This window comes from Pseudomonas sp. Eqa60 (assembly GCF_018326405.1).
GTDB classification, from domain to species: domain Bacteria; phylum Pseudomonadota; class Gammaproteobacteria; order Pseudomonadales; family Pseudomonadaceae; genus Aquipseudomonas; species Aquipseudomonas protegens.
Genome location: NZ_AP024342.1, coordinates 2,590,172 through 2,607,089, shown reverse-complemented (window position 1 = coordinate 2,607,089; position 16,918 = coordinate 2,590,172). Strand labels below are relative to the sequence as shown.

Annotated in this window: 13 protein-coding genes and 1 pseudogene; 1 reads left to right on the top strand and 13 read right to left on the bottom strand. The window is 67.1% G+C overall.

What is annotated here, in order from left to right:
- Positions 1-9: 9 nt before the first annotated feature.
- The 3 genes from KI242_RS11920 to KI242_RS11910 are packed head-to-tail and all read right to left on the bottom strand — an operon-like array spanning position 10 to position 4,235.
- Positions 10-1,095, bottom strand: a complete 1,086-nt coding sequence (locus KI242_RS11920; protein ID WP_123473638.1) for a lipocalin-like domain-containing protein — start codon at positions 1,093-1,095, stop codon at positions 10-12.
- Positions 1,085-3,565, bottom strand: a complete 2,481-nt coding sequence (locus tag KI242_RS11915; protein ID WP_212806181.1) for an FtsX-like permease family protein — start codon at positions 3,563-3,565, stop codon at positions 1,085-1,087. Before KI242_RS11915 ends, KI242_RS11920 begins: the two co-directional genes overlap by 11 nt.
- 1 nt (position 3,566) lies before the next feature.
- Positions 3,567-4,235 carry an ABC transporter ATP-binding protein gene (locus KI242_RS11910; RefSeq protein WP_011060526.1) on the bottom strand — a complete coding sequence of 223 codons (669 nt, stop codon included), beginning with the start codon at positions 4,233-4,235 and terminating at the stop codon, positions 3,567-3,569.
- A 164-nt stretch (positions 4,236-4,399) separates the two neighbouring features.
- Between KI242_RS11910 and KI242_RS11905 the strand changes: the two genes are divergently transcribed.
- On the top strand, positions 4,400-4,948 hold the full coding sequence (locus KI242_RS11905; protein WP_019093656.1) for a YniB family protein: 549 nt from the start codon (positions 4,400-4,402) through the stop codon (positions 4,946-4,948).
- A gap of 42 nt (positions 4,949-4,990) precedes the next feature.
- Here the strand turns inward: KI242_RS11905 and KI242_RS11900 are convergent, their stop codons facing one another.
- From KI242_RS11900 to pedF, 10 genes and pseudogenes are all read right to left on the bottom strand, one after another.
- Entirely contained in the window at positions 4,991-6,718 is a 1,728-nt protein-coding gene (locus tag KI242_RS11900) for a NahK/ErcS family hybrid sensor histidine kinase/response regulator (RefSeq protein ID WP_015635023.1), read from the bottom strand.
- Positions 6,702-7,865, bottom strand: a complete 1,164-nt coding sequence (ercA, locus tag KI242_RS11895) for an alcohol dehydrogenase-like regulatory protein ErcA (RefSeq protein ID WP_011060523.1) — start codon at positions 7,863-7,865, stop codon at positions 6,702-6,704. The genes KI242_RS11900 and ercA overlap by 17 nt, the downstream gene beginning before the upstream one ends.
- A gap of 547 nt (positions 7,866-8,412) precedes the next feature.
- Positions 8,413-9,326 (bottom strand): annotated as a pseudogene (pqqB, locus tag KI242_RS11890) (pyrroloquinoline quinone biosynthesis protein PqqB).
- Positions 9,327-9,387: 61 nt separating this feature from the next.
- A complete protein-coding gene (gene pqqA, locus KI242_RS11885; protein WP_011060521.1) occupies positions 9,388-9,459 on the bottom strand; it encodes a pyrroloquinoline quinone precursor peptide PqqA in 72 nt (23 codons plus the stop codon).
- Between the two features lie 275 nt (positions 9,460-9,734).
- The gene (locus KI242_RS11880; protein ID WP_015635021.1) at positions 9,735-11,255 is read right to left on the bottom strand and encodes an aldehyde dehydrogenase family protein; all 1,521 of its coding nucleotides are present in this window, start codon (positions 11,253-11,255) and stop codon (positions 9,735-9,737) included.
- Positions 11,256-11,632: 377 nt separating this feature from the next.
- Positions 11,633-13,408 (bottom strand): PQQ-dependent alcohol dehydrogenase PedH, encoded by a 1,776-nt coding sequence (gene pedH, locus KI242_RS11875; RefSeq protein ID WP_011060519.1) that lies wholly within the window; start codon positions 13,406-13,408, stop codon positions 11,633-11,635.
- A gap of 324 nt (positions 13,409-13,732) precedes the next feature.
- The gene (locus KI242_RS11870) at positions 13,733-14,662 is read right to left on the bottom strand and encodes a quinoprotein relay system zinc metallohydrolase 1 (RefSeq protein ID WP_212806180.1); all 930 of its coding nucleotides are present in this window, start codon (positions 14,660-14,662) and stop codon (positions 13,733-13,735) included.
- Between the two features lie 35 nt (positions 14,663-14,697).
- Positions 14,698-15,468 carry a quinoprotein dehydrogenase-associated SoxYZ-like carrier gene (locus KI242_RS11865; RefSeq protein WP_053157523.1) on the bottom strand — a complete coding sequence of 257 codons (771 nt, stop codon included), beginning with the start codon at positions 15,466-15,468 and terminating at the stop codon, positions 14,698-14,700.
- 8 nt (positions 15,469-15,476) lie between these two features.
- Positions 15,477-16,352 carry a transporter substrate-binding domain-containing protein gene (locus KI242_RS11860; protein ID WP_212806179.1) on the bottom strand — a complete coding sequence of 292 codons (876 nt, stop codon included), beginning with the start codon at positions 16,350-16,352 and terminating at the stop codon, positions 15,477-15,479.
- A 5-nt stretch (positions 16,353-16,357) separates the two neighbouring features.
- The gene (gene pedF / locus KI242_RS11855; RefSeq protein WP_212806178.1) at positions 16,358-16,819 is read right to left on the bottom strand and encodes a cytochrome c-550 PedF; all 462 of its coding nucleotides are present in this window, start codon (positions 16,817-16,819) and stop codon (positions 16,358-16,360) included.
- Between the last annotated feature and the right edge of the window lie 99 nt (positions 16,820-16,918).

The following is a 16,918-nucleotide window of genomic DNA, read 5'->3' as shown; positions in this document are numbered from 1 at the left end:
GCGGCGCCCTCAATAACCGGTCATCTCCAGGTAGCCGCTGCCACTGTGGCTGCCAGCGAATTGCAGCGGCCCTTCCCAGTAGGGAATGCTCAGGTTCATCCAGGCCTGGGGGTTCAGGGCCCGGGTGGTGATATCCAGGCCCTTGGCGGGGATCCTCAGTTGCCAGGTGGTGGGCAGGCTGCGGCCCTGGACCCTGGACTGGGCCAGCGGCAGCAACTGGATCTGCTCCTTGCCCAGGCTCTGGGTGTGGCCATCGGTGCTGATCCACGTGCCGGTGATATAGGGCGCCTTGTCCCGCTCGCGAACCCGGAACAGCATCAGCCGCTCGCCGCTGTCCAGGTGCAGAGAGAACCAGTCCCAGCCGCTCTGGTCCGCGCCCAGGGGCTGGCTGCTCCATTCCCGGTCGAGCCAGGCCGGGCCGCTGACCTGATAGCGCTGGCCATCGATCTGCAACTCCCCCGCGGCCTGGAAGAACGGCTGGCTGTAGTAGTAGGAAGCCTGCCCCTGGTCGGACTTGCGGCTGTAGCCGCCCTCGCCCTGCAGCACCAGCGGCCGGCTGCTGGAAAGTTGCAGGCGATAGGCGAACCCCGGCCCCGCGGCCTGCACCTGCATCCGCGCCAGGGGGTCGCCGGCGCTGTTCAGGGTGCTCAACTGCCAGTCGTCGATCCAGGCCTGGAACGGCTGCGCGATCACCCCGGCCTGGCCGACGCCACCCCGGGCATAGCGCTCGGTGGCGTGGTGGCTCTGGGCCGACGTGGCCGCTGCATGGCCCAGCCACACCAGCGGCGCGCCCCAGCCCAGTTGTTCGGGAGCGGCCCGCAGGGCACTGCGAAACAGCGTCCACTGCACGCCGAAGTGGCGGCCCTGGGCGTCGCTCAGGTCTGCCGTGAGGTACCACCACTCGATGCGAAACCCGTCATGGGCACCGTGGTCGGCAGGAAAGCTGAAACTGCGCCCCGGCAACACCGGGGTGAAGGCCGCGGCCTCGCTGCCCAGGCCGGCAAAACCCTGGGGCGGCTCGGCGGGCTGTTCACAACCGGCCAGCAGCGCCAGCAGCAACCCCGCCAGGGCCCGGCCCAACACATCAGTCTTCATGGGCAAAAGTCCTCAGCAGGTCCGCCGGTTGCGCGCGGTACAAACGCAGCAGCGGCCAGGCCGATGCCAACAGAGTCGCCAGCATGGCCAGGCCCAAAAGTTGCAGAAGCTGCCCGGGGAACACCCGCAACGGCAGGCGCCAACCAAAGGCCTGGACATTGATCACGCTGTCCAGGCACCAGGCCAGGAGGATGCCCAGCGGCAGCGCCAGGACCAGGGTGAGCAAGGCCAGCAGCCAGGTCTGCCCGAGGTTCAGCAGCATCAGTTGACGCCGCCCCACCCCCAGGGCCCAGAGCGGCGCCAGCTGGCCCAGCCGGCTCTGGCTCTGGGTCAGCAGGCTGATGAACAGCGCCACCCCGGACACCCCCAGGGTCAGGCTGTTGAGGGCGGCGGTGGCGGCGAAGGTGCGTTCAAAGACCTGCTGCGACCAGCCCTTGAGCCGGGCCTGATCGATGATCCGGCTGTCGTCCAGGGCGAACTGCTGTTGCAAGGCGCCGACCAGCCCGGGCATCGCTCCCGGCGCCAGGCGCAGGTTGAAACGGCTCGGCGTCAGCGCTGGCCAATGCGCCAGCAAGTGCCCGGCATTCACCAGCAGGTGGCCCTTGGGGTTGCCATAGTCGGCGTAGATCCCCACCACCCGGGGCGCCCACTGCCCGGCGGGCACCGGCAGGCTCAGGCGGTCGCCGGGGCGCACCTTCAGGCGTCGGGCCAGCTGTTCACTGAGCATCAGGGTGTCCTGGCTCGCCAGTTGTGCCCAGGGCTCGGCGCCGTCGCTTTCCAGGAGCGGCCAGTGCTGGCGGTAGCTGGGATGGTCGATCACCCCATACAGGTCCGCCGGCCAACCCTGCACCTGCAACGCCACCTGCCAGCTGGGCAGCACCGCGGCAACCTGGGCCTGTTGCGGCAACCAGTCCAGCAACTGCCGGGCCTGCTCCGGGCTCTGCGGATTGACATACAACTCGGCGCTCAGGCGTTGCTCCAGCCAGTCGTTGAAGGTTTCGCGAAACCCTGCCGTCATGCTGCCGGCGCCGATATTCGCCGCCAGTGCCAGCAGCAGCGCCATCAGGGCCAGGCTCAGGGCCGGCAGTTGCTGGCGGCAATCGGCAAGAAACCACTGCCCCAGCACCCCACGCCGGCGCCCGAGCAAGGTTCCGAGCAGGGCATCGAGCAGCACCGGCAGGCCCAGGGCCGCCGCCAGCAGCAAGGCCGCCATCAGCACAAAGCCGCTGGCCAGGCTGTCGCCCCACTGCCACGCCGCCAGGGCCAGCAGCAGCGCCACTACGGCCACCGCACCCTGGCGGCGCAGCCAGCGGGCATGGGCCTGGTGCCAGGCCTGGGGGTTGGCCAGGGCCAGCAGCGGCAGGCGCGCCGCCCGCAGCAGGCTGGCGGCGCCGGCCAGCAAGGCCCCCAACAGGCTCAGGCCGATACCGCTGAACCACCACCCGGGGCTGAGGTTCAACTGCCCCGCCACCTCGGCGCCGTACAAGCCGCGCAGGCTGGCGGCCACGTCCGGCAGCAGCAGCCCGGCCAGCAGGTAGCCGCTGATGACCCCCGCCACTCCACCCAGCAGCGCCAGGGCCCCCAGTTCCAGAATCAGGCTGAAGATCAGCAGCCGCGCACTGACCCCGCAGGCGCGCAAGGTCCGCAGCAGGCCACGACGCTGCTCCAGGGCCAGGCCGATGGCGGCATGCACGATGAACAGCCCGACCACGAAGGACAGGAAACCCAAGGCATCCAGGTTCAGGTGAAAGCTCTCGGTCAGGCGCGCCAGGGTGTTTTCCGATTCGCCCGAATGCAGCACCAGTTGCCCCGCCAGCTCGGCCGGCAAGGGCGGCGCGCGGGCGGCAAAGTCCCGGGGCAGCAGCAGGCGGCTCAGTTGCCCCGGCTGGTCCAGTACCTGCTGGGCAAAGCCGATGTCCATCAGCAGCAGCCCCGGGGCCATGTCCGCCTGCACCTGCAACGGCGGCAGCAGCCGGCCATTGCTGGCACGGGGCTGCTGGCCCTCGCGGTAGCCGAGGCTGGCCAGGGTCTCTGGGGCAACCCAGGTACGCCCCGGCGGGCTGAAGAATTCCACCACCTGCTGCATCGCCAGTGGCTTGCCGGCCACTGCGGAACCGGCGGGCAAGGACAAAGGCTCGATGCCCATCAGTTGCAGGCGCAGCGCCTCGAAGCCCTGCAACTGCACCCGCCCTTGCAGCACCGGCGACACCGGCCAGCCGGCCCGGCGCAGGTCGACGAACCATTGCTGGGCAAAGCTTGCGCCAGTGGCCGTGCCCAGGCTGGCCTGGGGTTCACCGCCAATCAACTGGCTGGCCCGGGCATAGCTGTCCCGGGCCTGGCTGTTGAGGGCCAGGACCCCGGTCAGCAGGCTGGTGGCCAGCCACAAACCGGTGAGCACACTGAAGAACTGCACCGGGTGCTGGCGCCAGTGGCTCAACAGCGCCTGCAAGGTGCCACGCAGCACCCGCATCTCAGGCCCCGCCCGCTGCGGCCAGGCGGCCACGCTGCAGGACCACGGTGTGTTGCAAACGGCTGGCCACGCGCTGGCTGTGGGTCACCATCAGCAAACTGGTGGGGCTGTCGGCCAGCAATTCCAGCAGCAAATCCAGCACCTGGTCACTGGTGGTTTCATCGAGGCTGCCGGTGGGCTCATCGGCCAGCAACAGCCCGGGCCTCGACGCCAGGGCCCGGCCCAAAGCGACCCGCTGCTGCTGGCCGCCGGACAACTGTTCGGGGTAGCGGCGCAGCAAGTCCCCCAGGCCCAGGCGCTCCACCAACTGCGCCTGCCAGCGCGGATCGAAGCGCCCGGCCAGGCGCGCCTGGAAGCCCAGGTTGTCCTCGACCCGCAAGCTGCCGATCAGGTTGAACTGCTGGAACACCAGGCCGACTTCGGTGCGGCGCCAGTTGGCCAACTGGCTTTCGCTCATGCGCTCCAGGCGCTGGGCGCCGATGCGAATGCTGCCGCCATCCACCTGGTCCAGCCCGGCCACCAGATGCAGCAAGGTGCTCTTGCCGCTGCCGGATTCGCCCATCAGCGCCAGGCTGCTGCCCTGCCCCAGGTGCAAATCGACACCCTGCAGCACCGCCAGCGGCCCCTGGGGGGTGGCATAGCTCTTGAACACTCCTTGTACTTCCAGCATGGGCTGACTCGTCCGACCTGAAGGGGGCTCAAGGATAACCCGTGTCGCCCATGGCACCAGCGCAAACCTGCAACGCGGCAACCGATGAGCCAGGGCGCGCCCCTATCGCCCAGCGGCCACGGAATATAGTATTGCGGCCCTTTTGTTCATTGCAGGAAGCACCCATGACCTACACCAGGGCCCAATTGCAGTACCGGCTGTACATCGCCGCAGGCGCACTGTTGTTTACCGGTGCCTTGATCTCGACCTTTTTCTCGACCCTGAAAATGCTCTACTGGCGCCTGGACAGCTACACCACCATGGCCTCGACCATCAACCGCCCGATCAAGTATTTCGTGTACCAGGTCAATGCCAACACCCAGCCTTTGAACTGGTTCTGGGACAACAGCCCGACGCCCAGCTTCCTCGACCTGAGCTACTCCTCCCACTGGAAATTCCTGGTGATCTATCTGCTGATCTTCGTCGGCGCGGCGCTGTTCGCCACGGGCCGGGGGATGATACGCAAGGTCGAAGAAGTCGAGCCGCTGATCGAGGCCCAGCTCCAGGCCCCGGTGGAGGAAGGCGTCCCCGCCAAGACCCTGCAACAGCTGGAAGACTCGACCCTGGTGGGCAAAGCGCCGTCGTTCTTCAGCCAGACCCGCCTGCTGGTGGTCTGGCCCCTGGGCTGTGCAGCGGTCTACCTGGGCCTACTGTGGATGCTGCGCATCATCTGAGCCCCGCGCGGCGCATCGATTTAGCCGCCCCCCTTGCCACCACTAGCCCAGCAACTGGCTGAGCACGGCCCGCAACTTGCCCGGCTTCACCGGTTTGTTGAGCAGCGGCGCGCCCAGTTGCTGCAAGGCGCGGCGGCACTGGTCGCTGCGGTCGGCGGTGATGATCACCGCCGGCAGCGGTTGTTGGAAATGCTCGCGCAAGCGCCTGACCACCTGGCAGCCGGTGACCCCGTGATCCAGGTGGAAGTCCGCCAGGATCAACTCCGGCGCCCGGCCCTGCAGCACCTCCAGGGCCGCGGCCTGATCGGTGGCGGTCAGCACCTCGCAGCCCCACTGGCCGAGCAGCGCGGCCATGCTTTCAAGAATGCTCAACTCGTTGTCCAGCACCAGCAGGCGCCGCCCCGGCAGCGGGTTGCCGGTGCCCGGCTGCGGCGCCTGCTGGCTCAAGGGCAAGGGCACCCGGGCCGCCAGGGGCACCTCGATGCTGAACCGCGAACCGTGCCCCGGCCGCGACGCTACCTGCACCCGATAGCCGAGGATCTTGGCGATGCGCTCGACAATCGCCAGCCCCAGGCCCACCCCTTTGCGGTCGGCGGCGCGGCCTACATCTAGCTGGTTGAACTCAAGGAAAATCGACTCCAGGCGGTCGGCGGCAATGCCGCGCCCGGTGTCCCACACCTCCAGCCGCAACTGGTCGCCGCGACGGCGCGCCGCCAGCAGGATACTGCCGCGCTCGGTGTAGCGGCAGGCATTGCTGAGGAAGTTGCGCAGGATCCGCGTCATCAGCCGCAAGTCGGTGAACAGGGCAAAGTCACCGAAGCGCACCCGCAGCCCCAGCCCCGCCGCCTCGGCCACCGACTGGAACTCGGAGACCAGGGGCGCGAGCATTTCATCCAGGCGGTAGGTGGCCAGGTCCGGCTTCACCGCCGCCTGATCGAGCCTGGAAATATCCAGCAGGTCGGTGAGCAGGTCCTCGGCGCCTTCCAGGGCCTGGTGGGTGCGCTCCACCAGCAGTTGCTCCGGGGCCGGCAGGCTGCGCTCGCGCAGGGTGGAAATCAGCAGGCGTGCGGCATTCAGAGGTTGCAGCAGGTCGTGGCTGGCGGCGGCCAGGTACTTGTCCTTGCTGCGGTTGGCCGCCTCGGCGGCGTCCCGGGCCTCGCGCAGGTCGCGCTCAATGCGCTCGCGCCGGGCGATCTGCTGCTGCAGGTTGCGGTTGGCGTCCAGCAACTCATCGGTGCGCGCCGCCACCCGCTGCTCCAGCTGGTCGTTGAGCTGTTCCAGGTGCTGCTGGGCCAGCTTGCGCTCGGTGATGTCGGCGACGAACCCTTCAACCAGCCCGTCCTGGTCGGGCTTGAGCAACAGGTTCATCAGCACATCGATGCTGCTGCCGTCCTTGCGCCGCAGCTGGGTTTCGTAACCCAGCAGGCTGCGCTGGTTCTGCAACTGCTCGCCGATGGCCGCCAGTTCCCCGGCGCCGCCCACGAACAGGTTGCCCGCCAGGTCGGCCAGGGAAAACAGCACTTCCTGGGGGTCCTGATACCCCAGCATGCGCGCCAGGGCCGGGTTGGCGGCACGCATGCCGGCCTGCAGGCTGGCCTGGAAGATGCCGTGCACTGCGTTCTCGAACAGCCACTTGTAGCGGTTGCGCTCGGTTTCCAGGTCTTCCAGGCGCGCCGCCAGTTCCGGGTAATGGCTCTTGCGCGCCGAGTGGTTGCCCAGCCCCAGGAGCCCGGCCAGGGCCCGTTGCTGTTCGTCAGAGGGCCTCGCCATAGACCACCTCGACATCACGCTGGCTGGATTCACGAGGGTTGGTGAGGATGCATGGGTCGCCCATTGCGTGCTGCGAGAGGAACGGAATATCGCTGCTGCTGACCCCATGCAGGCCCAGGGTCTCGTGGAAGCCGATGGCGCGCTTGAGGGCGATCAGGTGCTCCACCAGGCGCCCGCAGATCTGCCGCTGGTTGAGCCCGCGGCAGTCGATGCCGAAAGTCTCGGCAATCACCTTGAAGCGCTCCGGCGCCGCGCTGTAGTTGAAGGCCACCACATGCTCCACCAGCACCGCGTTGCACAGCCCGTGAGGCAGGTCGAGAAAGCCCCCCAGGCTGTGGGACATGGCATGCACCGCGCCGAGGATCGCGTTGGAGAACGCCAGCCCGGCCTGCATGCTGCCGAGCATGATCTTCTCGCGCAGGGCGATGTCCGAGGGGTTGGCGATCATCTGCACCAGGTTGCCGTTGATCAGGCGCATGGCTTCCAGGGCGTGGGGATCGGTCAGCGGCCCGTGGCCGGTGGAAACGAAAGCCTCGATGGCATGCACCAGGGCGTCGATGCCGGTGCAGGCGGACAGGAACGGGTCCATGCCCTGGGTGGTTTCCGGGTCGATCAGCGACACATCAGGGACCACCGCCTTGCTGACGATGGAGAACTTCATCCGCTCCTGCTGGTTGGAGATGATCACGAACTGCGAGACATCCGCCGAGGTGCCGGCAGTGGTCGGGATCATGATCAGCGGGGGGCTGGGCATGCGGATGGTGTCCACCCCCTCGAACTCGAGGATGCTGCGCCCGTGGGCGGCGACGATGCCGATGCCCTTGCCGCAATCCATGGGGCTGCCGCCACCGACCGCGACGATCACATCGCAGGCGTTTTCCCGGTAGATCTGCGCGCCGTGCATCACCTCCTCCACCCGCGGGTTGGGCGACACCGCGCTGTACAGGCAGTACTCGACGCCCTGGGCCAGCAGGCTGGCCTCGACATCGGCGACCCAGCCGGCGGCGATCACCCCGGGGTCGGTGACCACCAGCACCTTGCGCGCACCGAAGGTCTTCGCATAGTTGCCGACATTGTGCCGGCAACCGGCGCCAAAGATGATTTCCGGAGAGACGAACTTGCGCAGCAGACTGAGATTCTGGCCCATTGGGGAAGCCTGTTTTCTTATTGTTCTGGAGAAGAACGCCAGCCTAAAGCATCCGTTGCTGAAAGCAATCCGACCATCGGCGGACTTCGCAGCCTCGGCAGCGGCTACAGGCCATGTAGCCGCTGCCGCAGGCTGCGAACGGCACGAAGGGCCGCAGCGTGCTTGAGGCCGCTGCGGGTTCGGTGGGAGATGGTCAGGCAAGGCCCTGCGGGCCTTTTCGCAGCTTCGCCAGGGCTCAGCAGCGGCTACAGGGCCAGTGCCGATCCGAGGTTGGTGTAGCCGCTGCCGCAGGCTGCGAACGGCACGAAGGGCCGCAGCGTTCTTGAGGCCGCTGCGGGTTTGGCGGGTGATCGCCAGGGCTCAGCAGCGGCTACAGGGCCAGTGTCGATCCGAGGTTGGTGTAGCCGCTGCCGCAGGCTGCGAACGGCACGAAGGGCCGCGGCGCTCTTGAGGTCGCTGCGGGTTTGGCGGGAGATGGTCAGGCAAGGCCCTGCGGGCCTTTGCGCAGCCTCGCGGGCTCGGCAGCGGCTACAGGGACCGGGTGGCGTCAGAGATGGATGTCCATGCCGTCATGCGCCACTTCGATGCCGCGGCGGGTCAGTTCGGCGCGCTCGGCGGAGTCCTCGTCGAGGATCGGGTTGGTGTTGTTGATGTGGATCAGCACCTTGCGCGCCCGGGGAAAGCGCTCCAGCACCTCAAGCATGCCGCCGGGGCCGCTTTGCGCCAGATGGCCCATCTCGCTGCCCAGCTTGTCGCCGACGCCACAGACGCGCATTTCATCGTCGCGCCACAAGGTGCCGTCCACCAGCAGGCAATCGGCGCGCTCCATCCACGCCAGCAGGGCCTCATCCACCTGCCCCAGACCCGGGGCATAGAACAGGCTGGCGCCGCTGCGCCGGTCCTCGATGAACAGGCCGATATTGTCCCCCGGGTGCGGGTTGCCGCGATGGGGCGAATACGGCGGCGCGCTGCTGCGCAGGGCAATCGCCCGCAGCGCGATGTCCGGGCAGGCCGGCAGGCTGAATTCCCGGCCATCGAGGTGGATGGGCTGCCACTGCAAGCCGCCGTTCCAGTGGCTGAGCATGTTGAACAGGGGGAAGCCGCTGCACAGGTCCTGGTGGACCATCTCGGTGCACCAGACCTGATGCGGGCAGCCTTCGCGCAGGCTGAGCAGGCCGGTGCAATGGTCGATCTGGCTGTCCAGCAGTATCACCCCGGCCAGGGCGGTGTCCCGAAGCTGTCGGGCCGGTTGCAGCACCGCAAAGGACTCCAGCTGCTGGCGAATGTCCGGGGAGGCGTTGCACAGGATCCACTCGCTGCCATGGTCGCTCAGGGCGATGGACGACTGGGTGCGGCGCCGGGCGCGCAGGCTGCCGTCGCGCACGCCGGCGCAGTTGCGGCAGTTGCAGTTCCACTGGGGAAAACCGCCCCCGCCGCGGACCCGAGAATGCGGATATGCATGAGGTGCTCCTGAAGGGCAAAAGGCTCCGGCCGACACCAGTACCGGCCGGAGCGGGACGGCTCAGCGGTTGGCGAAGTACATGGTCACTTCAAAGCCGATACGCAGGTCGGTGTACGCGGGTTTATGCCACATGGGGTCAAGCCTCTTGTTGTGCCGGGGGATTCCGGTAAAGGCATTAATGCACGGGGAGCGCGGGGGCCGAATGCTACTTTGGGACGAACCGGCGGGGTGCGTTGGTAGGGGGAAATGGGGGTGGTCTTGCGGGCCTCTTCGCCAGCAAGCTGGCTCCTACAGGGTTGGCGGTGCTGCGCCCACAACGCACACGGGGAGGTGCCCACCCATGAGCCCTCCCCGTGTCCGTCCCGCACAAGCGCGGTGGCACCCAACCCCCGCGCCTGTTGTTGCCCTTAGAAAAAGCCCAGGGGATTGATGTCGTAGCTCACCAGCAGGTTCTTGGTCTGCTGGTAGTGGTCGAGCATCATCTTGTGGGTCTCGCGGCCCACCCCGGATTTCTTGTAGCCACCGAACGCGGCGTGGGCCGGGTACAGGTGGTAGCAGTTGGTCCACACGCGGCCGGCCTTGATCGCCCGCCCCATGCGGTAGGCGCGGTTGATGTCGCGGGTCCACAGCCCGGCGCCCAGGCCGAACTCGCTGTCGTTGGCGATCGCCAGGGCCTCGGCTTCGTCCTTGAAGGTGGTCACGCCCACCACCGGGCCGAAGATCTCTTCCTGGAACACGCGCATCTTGTTGTGGCCCTTGAGCAGGGTCGGCTGGATGTAATAGCCGCTGGCCAGGTCACCTTCCAACAGCTCGGCGGCGCCACCGGTGAGCAGCTCGGCGCCCTCCTCCTGGGCGATCTGCAGGTAGGAGAGGATCTTCTCGTACTGCTGCTGCGACGCCTGGGCGCCGACCATGGTCTCGGTGTCCAGCGGGTTGCCGCGCTTGATCTTGACGATCTTCTTCATCACCTCGGCCATGAACGGCTCGTAGATCGACTCCTGGACCAGGGCCCGGGATGGGCAGGTGCAGACTTCCCCCTGGTTGAAGAACGCCAGCACCAGGCCTTCGGCGGCCTTTTCGATGAACTTGGGTTCGGCCTGCATGATGTCTTCGAAGAAGATGTTCGGCGACTTGCCGCCCAGTTCGACGGTGGACGGAATGATGTTCTCGGCGGCGCATTTCATGATGTGCGAGCCCACCGGGGTCGAGCCGGTGAAGGCGATCTTGGCGATGCGCTTGCTGGTGGCCAGGGCCTCGCCGGCTTCGCGGCCAAAGCCCTGGACGATGTTCAGCACCCCGGCCGGCAGCAGGTCGGCGATCAGCTCGGCGAAGACCATGATCGACAGCGGGGTCTGCTCGGCGGGCTTGAGCACCACGCAGTTGCCGGCGGCCAGGGCCGGGGCGAGTTTCCAGGCAGCCATCAGCAGCGGGAAGTTCCACGGGATGATCTGCCCGACCACGCCCAGGGGTTCGTGGAAATGGTAGGCGGTGGTCAGTTCGTTGATCTCTGCGGCGCCGCCTTCCTGGGCACGGATGCAACCGGCGAAGTAGCGGAAATGATCGGCGGCCAGGGGCACGTCGGCGTTGAGGGTTTCGCGCACGGCCTTGCCGTTGTCCCAGGTTTCGCTGACCGCGAGGATCTCCAGGTTCTGCTCGATGCGGTCGGCAATCTTCAGCAGCACCAGCGAACGGTCCTGGGCGCTGGTCTTGCCCCAGGCATCGGCGGCGGCATGGGCGGCGTCCAGGGCCTTGTCGATGTCCGCGGCAGTGGAGCGCGGGAATTCGGCGATCACCTCACCGTTGACCGGCGAGGTGTTGCTGAAGTACTGGCCGTCCACCGGCGGCACGAACTGGCCACCGATGAAATTGCCGTAGCGTGGCTTGAAGGACACGACGGCGCCTGGGGTTCCGGGTTGTGCGTAGATCATGCTGGGCCTCTGCTGGTCGATGCCTGTCCACGACAGGCGATGGCTCGATGGTAGAGAGCCCCGCGTGCCGGACGAATGCATCGTTGGCAGGGGGGCTCTCGTCATTTGGTCGTAGGTTGATTGCCCTGTGCGGGAGCCGGCTTGCCGGCGAAGGCGCTCTTGCGGGCCTCTTCGCCAGCAAGCTGGCTCCTACGGTCGGCAGGGATATCGCTAGGGCTTTGTAGGAGCCGGCTTGCCGGCGAAAGCGCTCTTGCGGGCCTCTTCGCCAGCAAGCTGGCTCCTACGGTCGGCAGGGATATCGCTAGGGCTTTGTAGGAGCCGGCTTGCCGGCGAAGGCGGTCGTGCGGGCGCCTTCGCCGGCAAGCTGGCGCCTACGATCAGCGTTTGCTCACCAGATCCTTGGGCAACTTGAAGGTCCAGAGCATGCCGCCCTGGTTGAAGTCCTTGACCCGTTTGGCCACTTCGCCGCCCCACAGCGGCACCGCGCCGCCCCAGCCGGAGAGCACCGAGACGTACTGCTCGCCGTCCATTTCCCAGGTCACGGGCGAGCCCAGGACCCCGGAGCCGGTCTGGAATTCCCAGACCTTCTCGCCGGTCTTGGCGTTGAACGCCTGGAGGAAACCCTCAGGCGTGCCGGTGAACACCAGGTTGCCCTTGGTGGTCAGCACCCCGCCCCACAGCGGCGCGAAGTTCTTGTGGCGCCAGACTTCCTTGCCGCTGATCGGGTCGATGGCCCGCAGCACGCCGATGTAATCCTCGTTCAGCGGCTTGATGGTGAAGCCCGCGCCGAGGAACGCCGCGCCCTTCTTGTAGGCGATGCCTTCGTTCCAGATGTCCATGCCCCATTCGTTGGACGGCACATAGAACAGCCCGGTGTCGCGGTTGTAGGCCATGGGCATCCAGTTCTTGGCGCCGAGGAAGGCCGGGGCGACGAACACCGAGCTGCCCTTGGCTTCGCTACCCGGGGCGCCAGGGCGGCTGGCCTCGTTGTAGATCGGCCGGCCGTTCTTATCCAGGCCGGTGGCCCAGGTGATCTTGTCGACAAAGGGGAAGCCGCGGATGAACTTGCCGTTGGTGCGATCGAGCACGTAGAAGAAGCCGTTGCGGTCGGCGGTGGCGGCGGCCTTGATCTCCTTGCCGCCTTCCTTGTAGTTGAAGGAGATCAGCTCGTTGACGCCGTCGAAGTCCCAGCCGTCGTGGGGGGTGCTCTGGAAGTGCCACTTGATGGTGCCGTCGTCCGGGTTCAGGGCCAGGCGCGACGAGGAATACAGGTTGTCGCCAGGGCGCAGGTGGGAGTTCCACGGCGCCGGGTTGCCGGTGCCGAACAGCAGCAGGTTGGTTTCCGGGTCGTAGTAGCCGCCGAGCCACGGCGCCGCGCCACCGGTCTTCCACAGGTCACCCGGCCAGGTCTTGCCCGCCTCGCCACCGGAAATGCCGTTCTCGATGGCCTTGCCGTCCTTGTACACGTAGCCCATGTGGCCTTCCACGGTGGGGCGCATCCACAGCAGCTCGCCGTTTTTCGGGTCGTAGGCCTGGATCTTGCCGACCACGCCGAACTCGCCGCCGGCCACCCCGGTGATCAGCTTGCCGTTGACCATCATCGGCGCCGCGCTGATGGAGTAACCCTCTTTGTGATCGGCGACCTTCTTGCTCCACACCACCTTGCCGGTGTCCTTGTTCAGGGCCACCAGCTTGGCGTCCAGGGTGCCGAAGAACACCAGGTCGCCGTACAGTGCCACGCCGCGGTTGATCACGTCGCAGCACGGACGGATGTCGTCCGGCAGGCGCGCGTCGTACTGCCAGAGTTTCTTGCCGGTGCGCGCATCCACGGCGAACACCCGGGAATAGGAACCGGTCATGTACATCACCCCGTCCTTGATCAGCGGCTGGGCCTGCTGGCCGCGCTGCTTCTCGCCGCCGAAGGAGAAGGCCCAGACCGGCCGCAGCTCCTTGACGTTATCGACGTTGAGGATATCCAGCGGGCTGTAGCGCTGGCCCTGGACGCCCAGGCCGTTGGTGACGATCTGCTGCGGGTTCTTCGGGTCCTGGAGGATCTCTTCATCGGTGACGGCGGCCAGGGCCGCGCTGGACAGAAGCATGGCGCTGAGCACCAGGCTCACGGCGAAAAAGGGACGACGTGGGGGTTGGGTCATGACGGCTACCTCGGCGGTTATTGTTGTTCCCGGGAAATTTTCCCGGTCTGCCGGGAATTCTTGGTCCCGGCCTGCCTGCCAACAATTGCCCGCAGTGCGGAGTTTTCTAGTTCCTTGGTACAGGAGCGGCCGCCGCCCCCTACAAAACCCCACGCGCTATCCCTGCCTACCGTAGGAGCTGGCTTGCCAGCGAAGAGGCCCACAAGATCGCCTTCGCCGGCAAGCCGGCTCCTACAAAGCCCCACGCGATATACCTGCCTACCGTAGGAGCTGGCTTGCCAGCGAAGAGGCCCAGCAAGACCGCCTTCGCCGGCAAGCCGGCTCCTACAGGCCGTCGATACGCTGCAGGCGCTGGCGTTCGTAACGCGGGTACAGGTGGCTGACGCTGCGGATCAGCTCATAGCGGGTCAGGCTGATGCCGGCAAAACGCTCGGGGATCGGGCGGCGGATCATCTCTGCCATGTCGTCGCCCTGGGCGGCGCCGTCGCGCATCAACCCGTCCAGCCAGCCCAGGTAGTCCCGCATCTGGTCAAAGGGCGCCGTATCGCTGGCCACCGGGCCATGGCCAGGCACGATCAGTTTCCACGGCAAGGCCTGCAAGGTGTCCAGGTCCTTGAGCCAGGCCCCGAGCCCCGGGCTGTTGGGGGTGGTCAGCGCGCGCTCGTAGAACACCAGGTCACCGGCAAACAGCACCCCGGTGTTCTCATCGAGAATCGCCAGATCAGCGCCGGTGTGCCCACTCAGGCCCAGCAAGCGCAAGCGATGCCCGCCCACCTCAAGCACCCCGGGCTCAAGCACCTGGGTCGGCAGCACCACCTCGGTGCCGCGCATCCAGTCGCCGACCATGCGGTACATGTTCTCGGCCATGGCCTCGCCCTGCTGGCGCAGCAGGTCGCCGGTGCCGGCCAGGGCGCCGATGGGCACGTCGCCAAAAGCCTGATTGCCCAGCACATGGTCGGGGTGATGGTGGGTCAGCAGCAACTGGATCACCGGCTTGTCGGTGGTGGCGGCAATCGCCCGGCGCAAGGCTTCGCCGTAGCGTTTCGACGGCCCGCTGTCGATCACCACCACCCCGCTGTCGGTGACGATGAAGCCGGTGTTGACGATGTTGCCGCCATTGGCCTTGGCGAAGTTGTCGGTGCTGCCTTCCAGCAGCCAGGTGCCCGCGGCGATCTGCCGGGGCTTGAGTGGATAGTCCAGGTCGGCCCGGGCCGGCAGGCCCAGGCAAAGCAGCAACAGCAGGATCCAACGCATGGCGCGCCTCGGCTCGGGTGGGTCAAAGGATGCGGTCAGGGCAGCCTGGCCTCGAACTGGTTGCCGCTGTTGTCGCGCAACAGCAAGCGGGTCTGCCCCGGCCCCTGGATATCGAACGCCAGGTTGGGGTTTTCGCTGACCGCCGGGAACAGTTCGAGGCTGGCCAGGCGCTGGTCGTTCTGGTCGCGCAATTCGGCGTGGTTGAGAAAGAACTCGGGGACGCCGCTGACCAGGCCGTTGTCCATCGGGTGGGACACTTGCAAGCGCAGGCGGCTGGCATCCCCACGGGGATAGCGCCCGCCCAGCACCTCGCCGATGTGCTCCTCCCAGCCGGGCTGGGTGCGCACCACGCTGGGGGCGGTACAGCCGCCGCCCGCGGCATCGATCAGGGTCGAGCCCACGTGCCACAGGCCATCGCGGGTCAGCACCGCGGCGCGCAGCGGCGTGGCCTGCTCGATACGGATGCGGATCGACAGCCAGGGCAGCACTCGCTCCCCCGGTTCGAAATCGACGATGCGCGGCAAGGGGTTGAGCTCGGCCCAGGCAAGGATGCGTACCACCTCGCCGCCAAAGGCCCGGGCGTCGATCTCCAGGGGCACCTGCCGCGCATCCTCGGCAAAGGGCGGCGCCAGCAGCTTGACCCGGTCATCGAAGACGAACGCCGCCTCCCCCAGCAATTGCTTGTGGTAGAAGGCCCACATCACCGAGGGCACCGGGTCCGGGCCCGGGGCCTGCGGATCGGCGGCCAGCACCGGGGTCGCCAAGGGCAGCCAGCACGCCAGCAGACAGGTCGCTCGCCAGTTCATCGCAGCTCCTATTGATACATCTCCGGGACCTCGTAACGCAGGCCATAACGGGCGTACAGCGCCTGCAGGCGACCGTCGCGGATCAGCCCTTCCAGGGCCTCTTCCACGGCATAGGCCAGCTGGCGGTTGCTTTCATGCACCGCCATGCCGATCTCCCACACCTGCTTGCCCATGTTCGGGTAGGCGTTTTCCGCCAGGGCCAACTGCGGATCAGCGGCCTTATGCAACTGCCAGTCGATCTCGCCGCGCATGGCCATCACCGCGTCCACCTGCCCGGCCCGCAAGGCGCCGAACGCCTGTTGCACGCTGGGGTAATGGTGGGTCTTGGCACTGAGCATGCCGTTGAACACCGAGGTCAGGTAGAACGACGGCACGCTGTCCACCTCGACGCCAATGGGGTGCTCCTGGAACACCGCGACACTGGCCACCGAATCCAGCCGGCGGCGGTCGAATGCCACCTGCCAGCGCTCCTCCTGATAGGGGCCGAACATCACCACGTGATCGTTGGCCAGCTCCCCCAGTTCGTTGCGCTTTTGCGCGTAGTCGTGGTCGTAGGGCACGCGCATCATCAGGTCGGCCAACTGCTGGTGGCGCAGCGGGCTGCCGCGCCAGATGTAGTCGCGCAAATCGTCGTCGAGCTTCTCCCCGGGGGGCGCCCAGATCAGTTGCAGGCGCACCCCCAGGGCCTCGGCCAGGGCTTGCGCCAGCTCCACATCGACGCCCCGCGGCTGGCCCTGGTCCTCGAAGCTGTAGGGGGCAAAATCCTGGTACACCGCCACCGTCAACTCACCGGAGGCGATCATCGTGTCGTAGTTGCGCACCTCGGCCTGGGCCGTGGCGCAACACAGCAGCAGGCCAGCCAGGAACAGGGCGAAGCGGCCCATGGCGATCACTCCTCGACGCGCACGCTGTCCAGGTAGGTGCGCACCGCCCACAGGGCTTCCTGGCTCAGGTAGTCGGCCATCTTCGGCATGTACACCCGGCCATCGCGCACCGCGCCGTGGCGCACCCGCTCGACGAACCATTCATCCCCGGCTTCGCCGGCGTCGAGCATGCGCAGGTCTGGAGCGATACCGCCGGACTTGGCTTCCAGGCCATGGCAGGCGGCGCAGTTCTGGTTGTAGGCCGAGGCGCCGATTTCCACCGCCTTGTCGCGCTCGGGCGAGGTGCGGTACGGGTTGACCGAAGCCCAGCCGTCGCCATCGACGCTCACCCCGGCGTCCTTGATCGGCGTCAGGCCCTTGGTTTCCACCGCCTGGGGCACCACGTTGCCATGGGCCCATACGGCACCGGTGGCCAAGGCACCGGTCAGCAGCCCTACCGCGAGCAAGGCGTTGCGTTTTGTTGTCATTGTTATGCCCTCAAGATTGCACGCAAGACCTCAGCTACAGAGGCCATGGCGCCATCTTAGAAACAGCCGGCGGGCGGCCGTATGCTGCTTTGGTGGCCG

What these genes read in the sequence shown, in the direction of transcription:
- KI242_RS11900 (WP_015635023.1), bottom strand. Translation starts at nt 6,718, where the DNA reads ATGGCGAGGCCCTCTGACGAACAGCAACGGGCCCTGGCCGGGCTCCTG.
- KI242_RS11860 (WP_212806179.1), bottom strand. Translation starts at nt 16,352, where the DNA reads ATGGGCCGCTTCGCCCTGTTCCTGGCTGGCCTGCTGCTGTGTTGCGCC.
- pedH (WP_011060519.1), bottom strand. Translation starts at nt 13,408, where the DNA reads ATGACCCAACCCCCACGTCGTCCCTTTTTCGCCGTGAGCCTGGTGCTC.
- KI242_RS11915 (WP_212806181.1), bottom strand. Translation starts at nt 3,565, where the DNA reads ATGCGGGTGCTGCGTGGCACCTTGCAGGCGCTGTTGAGCCACTGGCGC.
- KI242_RS11920 (WP_123473638.1), bottom strand. Translation starts at nt 1,095, where the DNA reads ATGAAGACTGATGTGTTGGGCCGGGCCCTGGCGGGGTTGCTGCTGGCG.
- KI242_RS11865 (WP_053157523.1), bottom strand. Translation starts at nt 15,468, where the DNA reads ATGAACTGGCGAGCGACCTGTCTGCTGGCGTGCTGGCTGCCCTTGGCG.
- pedF (WP_212806178.1), bottom strand. Translation starts at nt 16,819, where the DNA reads ATGACAACAAAACGCAACGCCTTGCTCGCGGTAGGGCTGCTGACCGGT.
- KI242_RS11870 (WP_212806180.1), bottom strand. Translation starts at nt 14,662, where the DNA reads ATGCGTTGGATCCTGCTGTTGCTGCTTTGCCTGGGCCTGCCGGCCCGG.
- KI242_RS11905 (WP_019093656.1), top strand. Translation starts at nt 4,400, where the DNA reads ATGACCTACACCAGGGCCCAATTGCAGTACCGGCTGTACATCGCCGCA.
- KI242_RS11910 (WP_011060526.1), bottom strand. Translation starts at nt 4,235, where the DNA reads ATGCTGGAAGTACAAGGAGTGTTCAAGAGCTATGCCACCCCCCAGGGG.
- KI242_RS11880 (WP_015635021.1), bottom strand. Translation starts at nt 11,255, where the DNA reads ATGATCTACGCACAACCCGGAACCCCAGGCGCCGTCGTGTCCTTCAAG.
- ercA (WP_011060523.1), bottom strand. Translation starts at nt 7,865, where the DNA reads ATGGGCCAGAATCTCAGTCTGCTGCGCAAGTTCGTCTCTCCGGAAATC.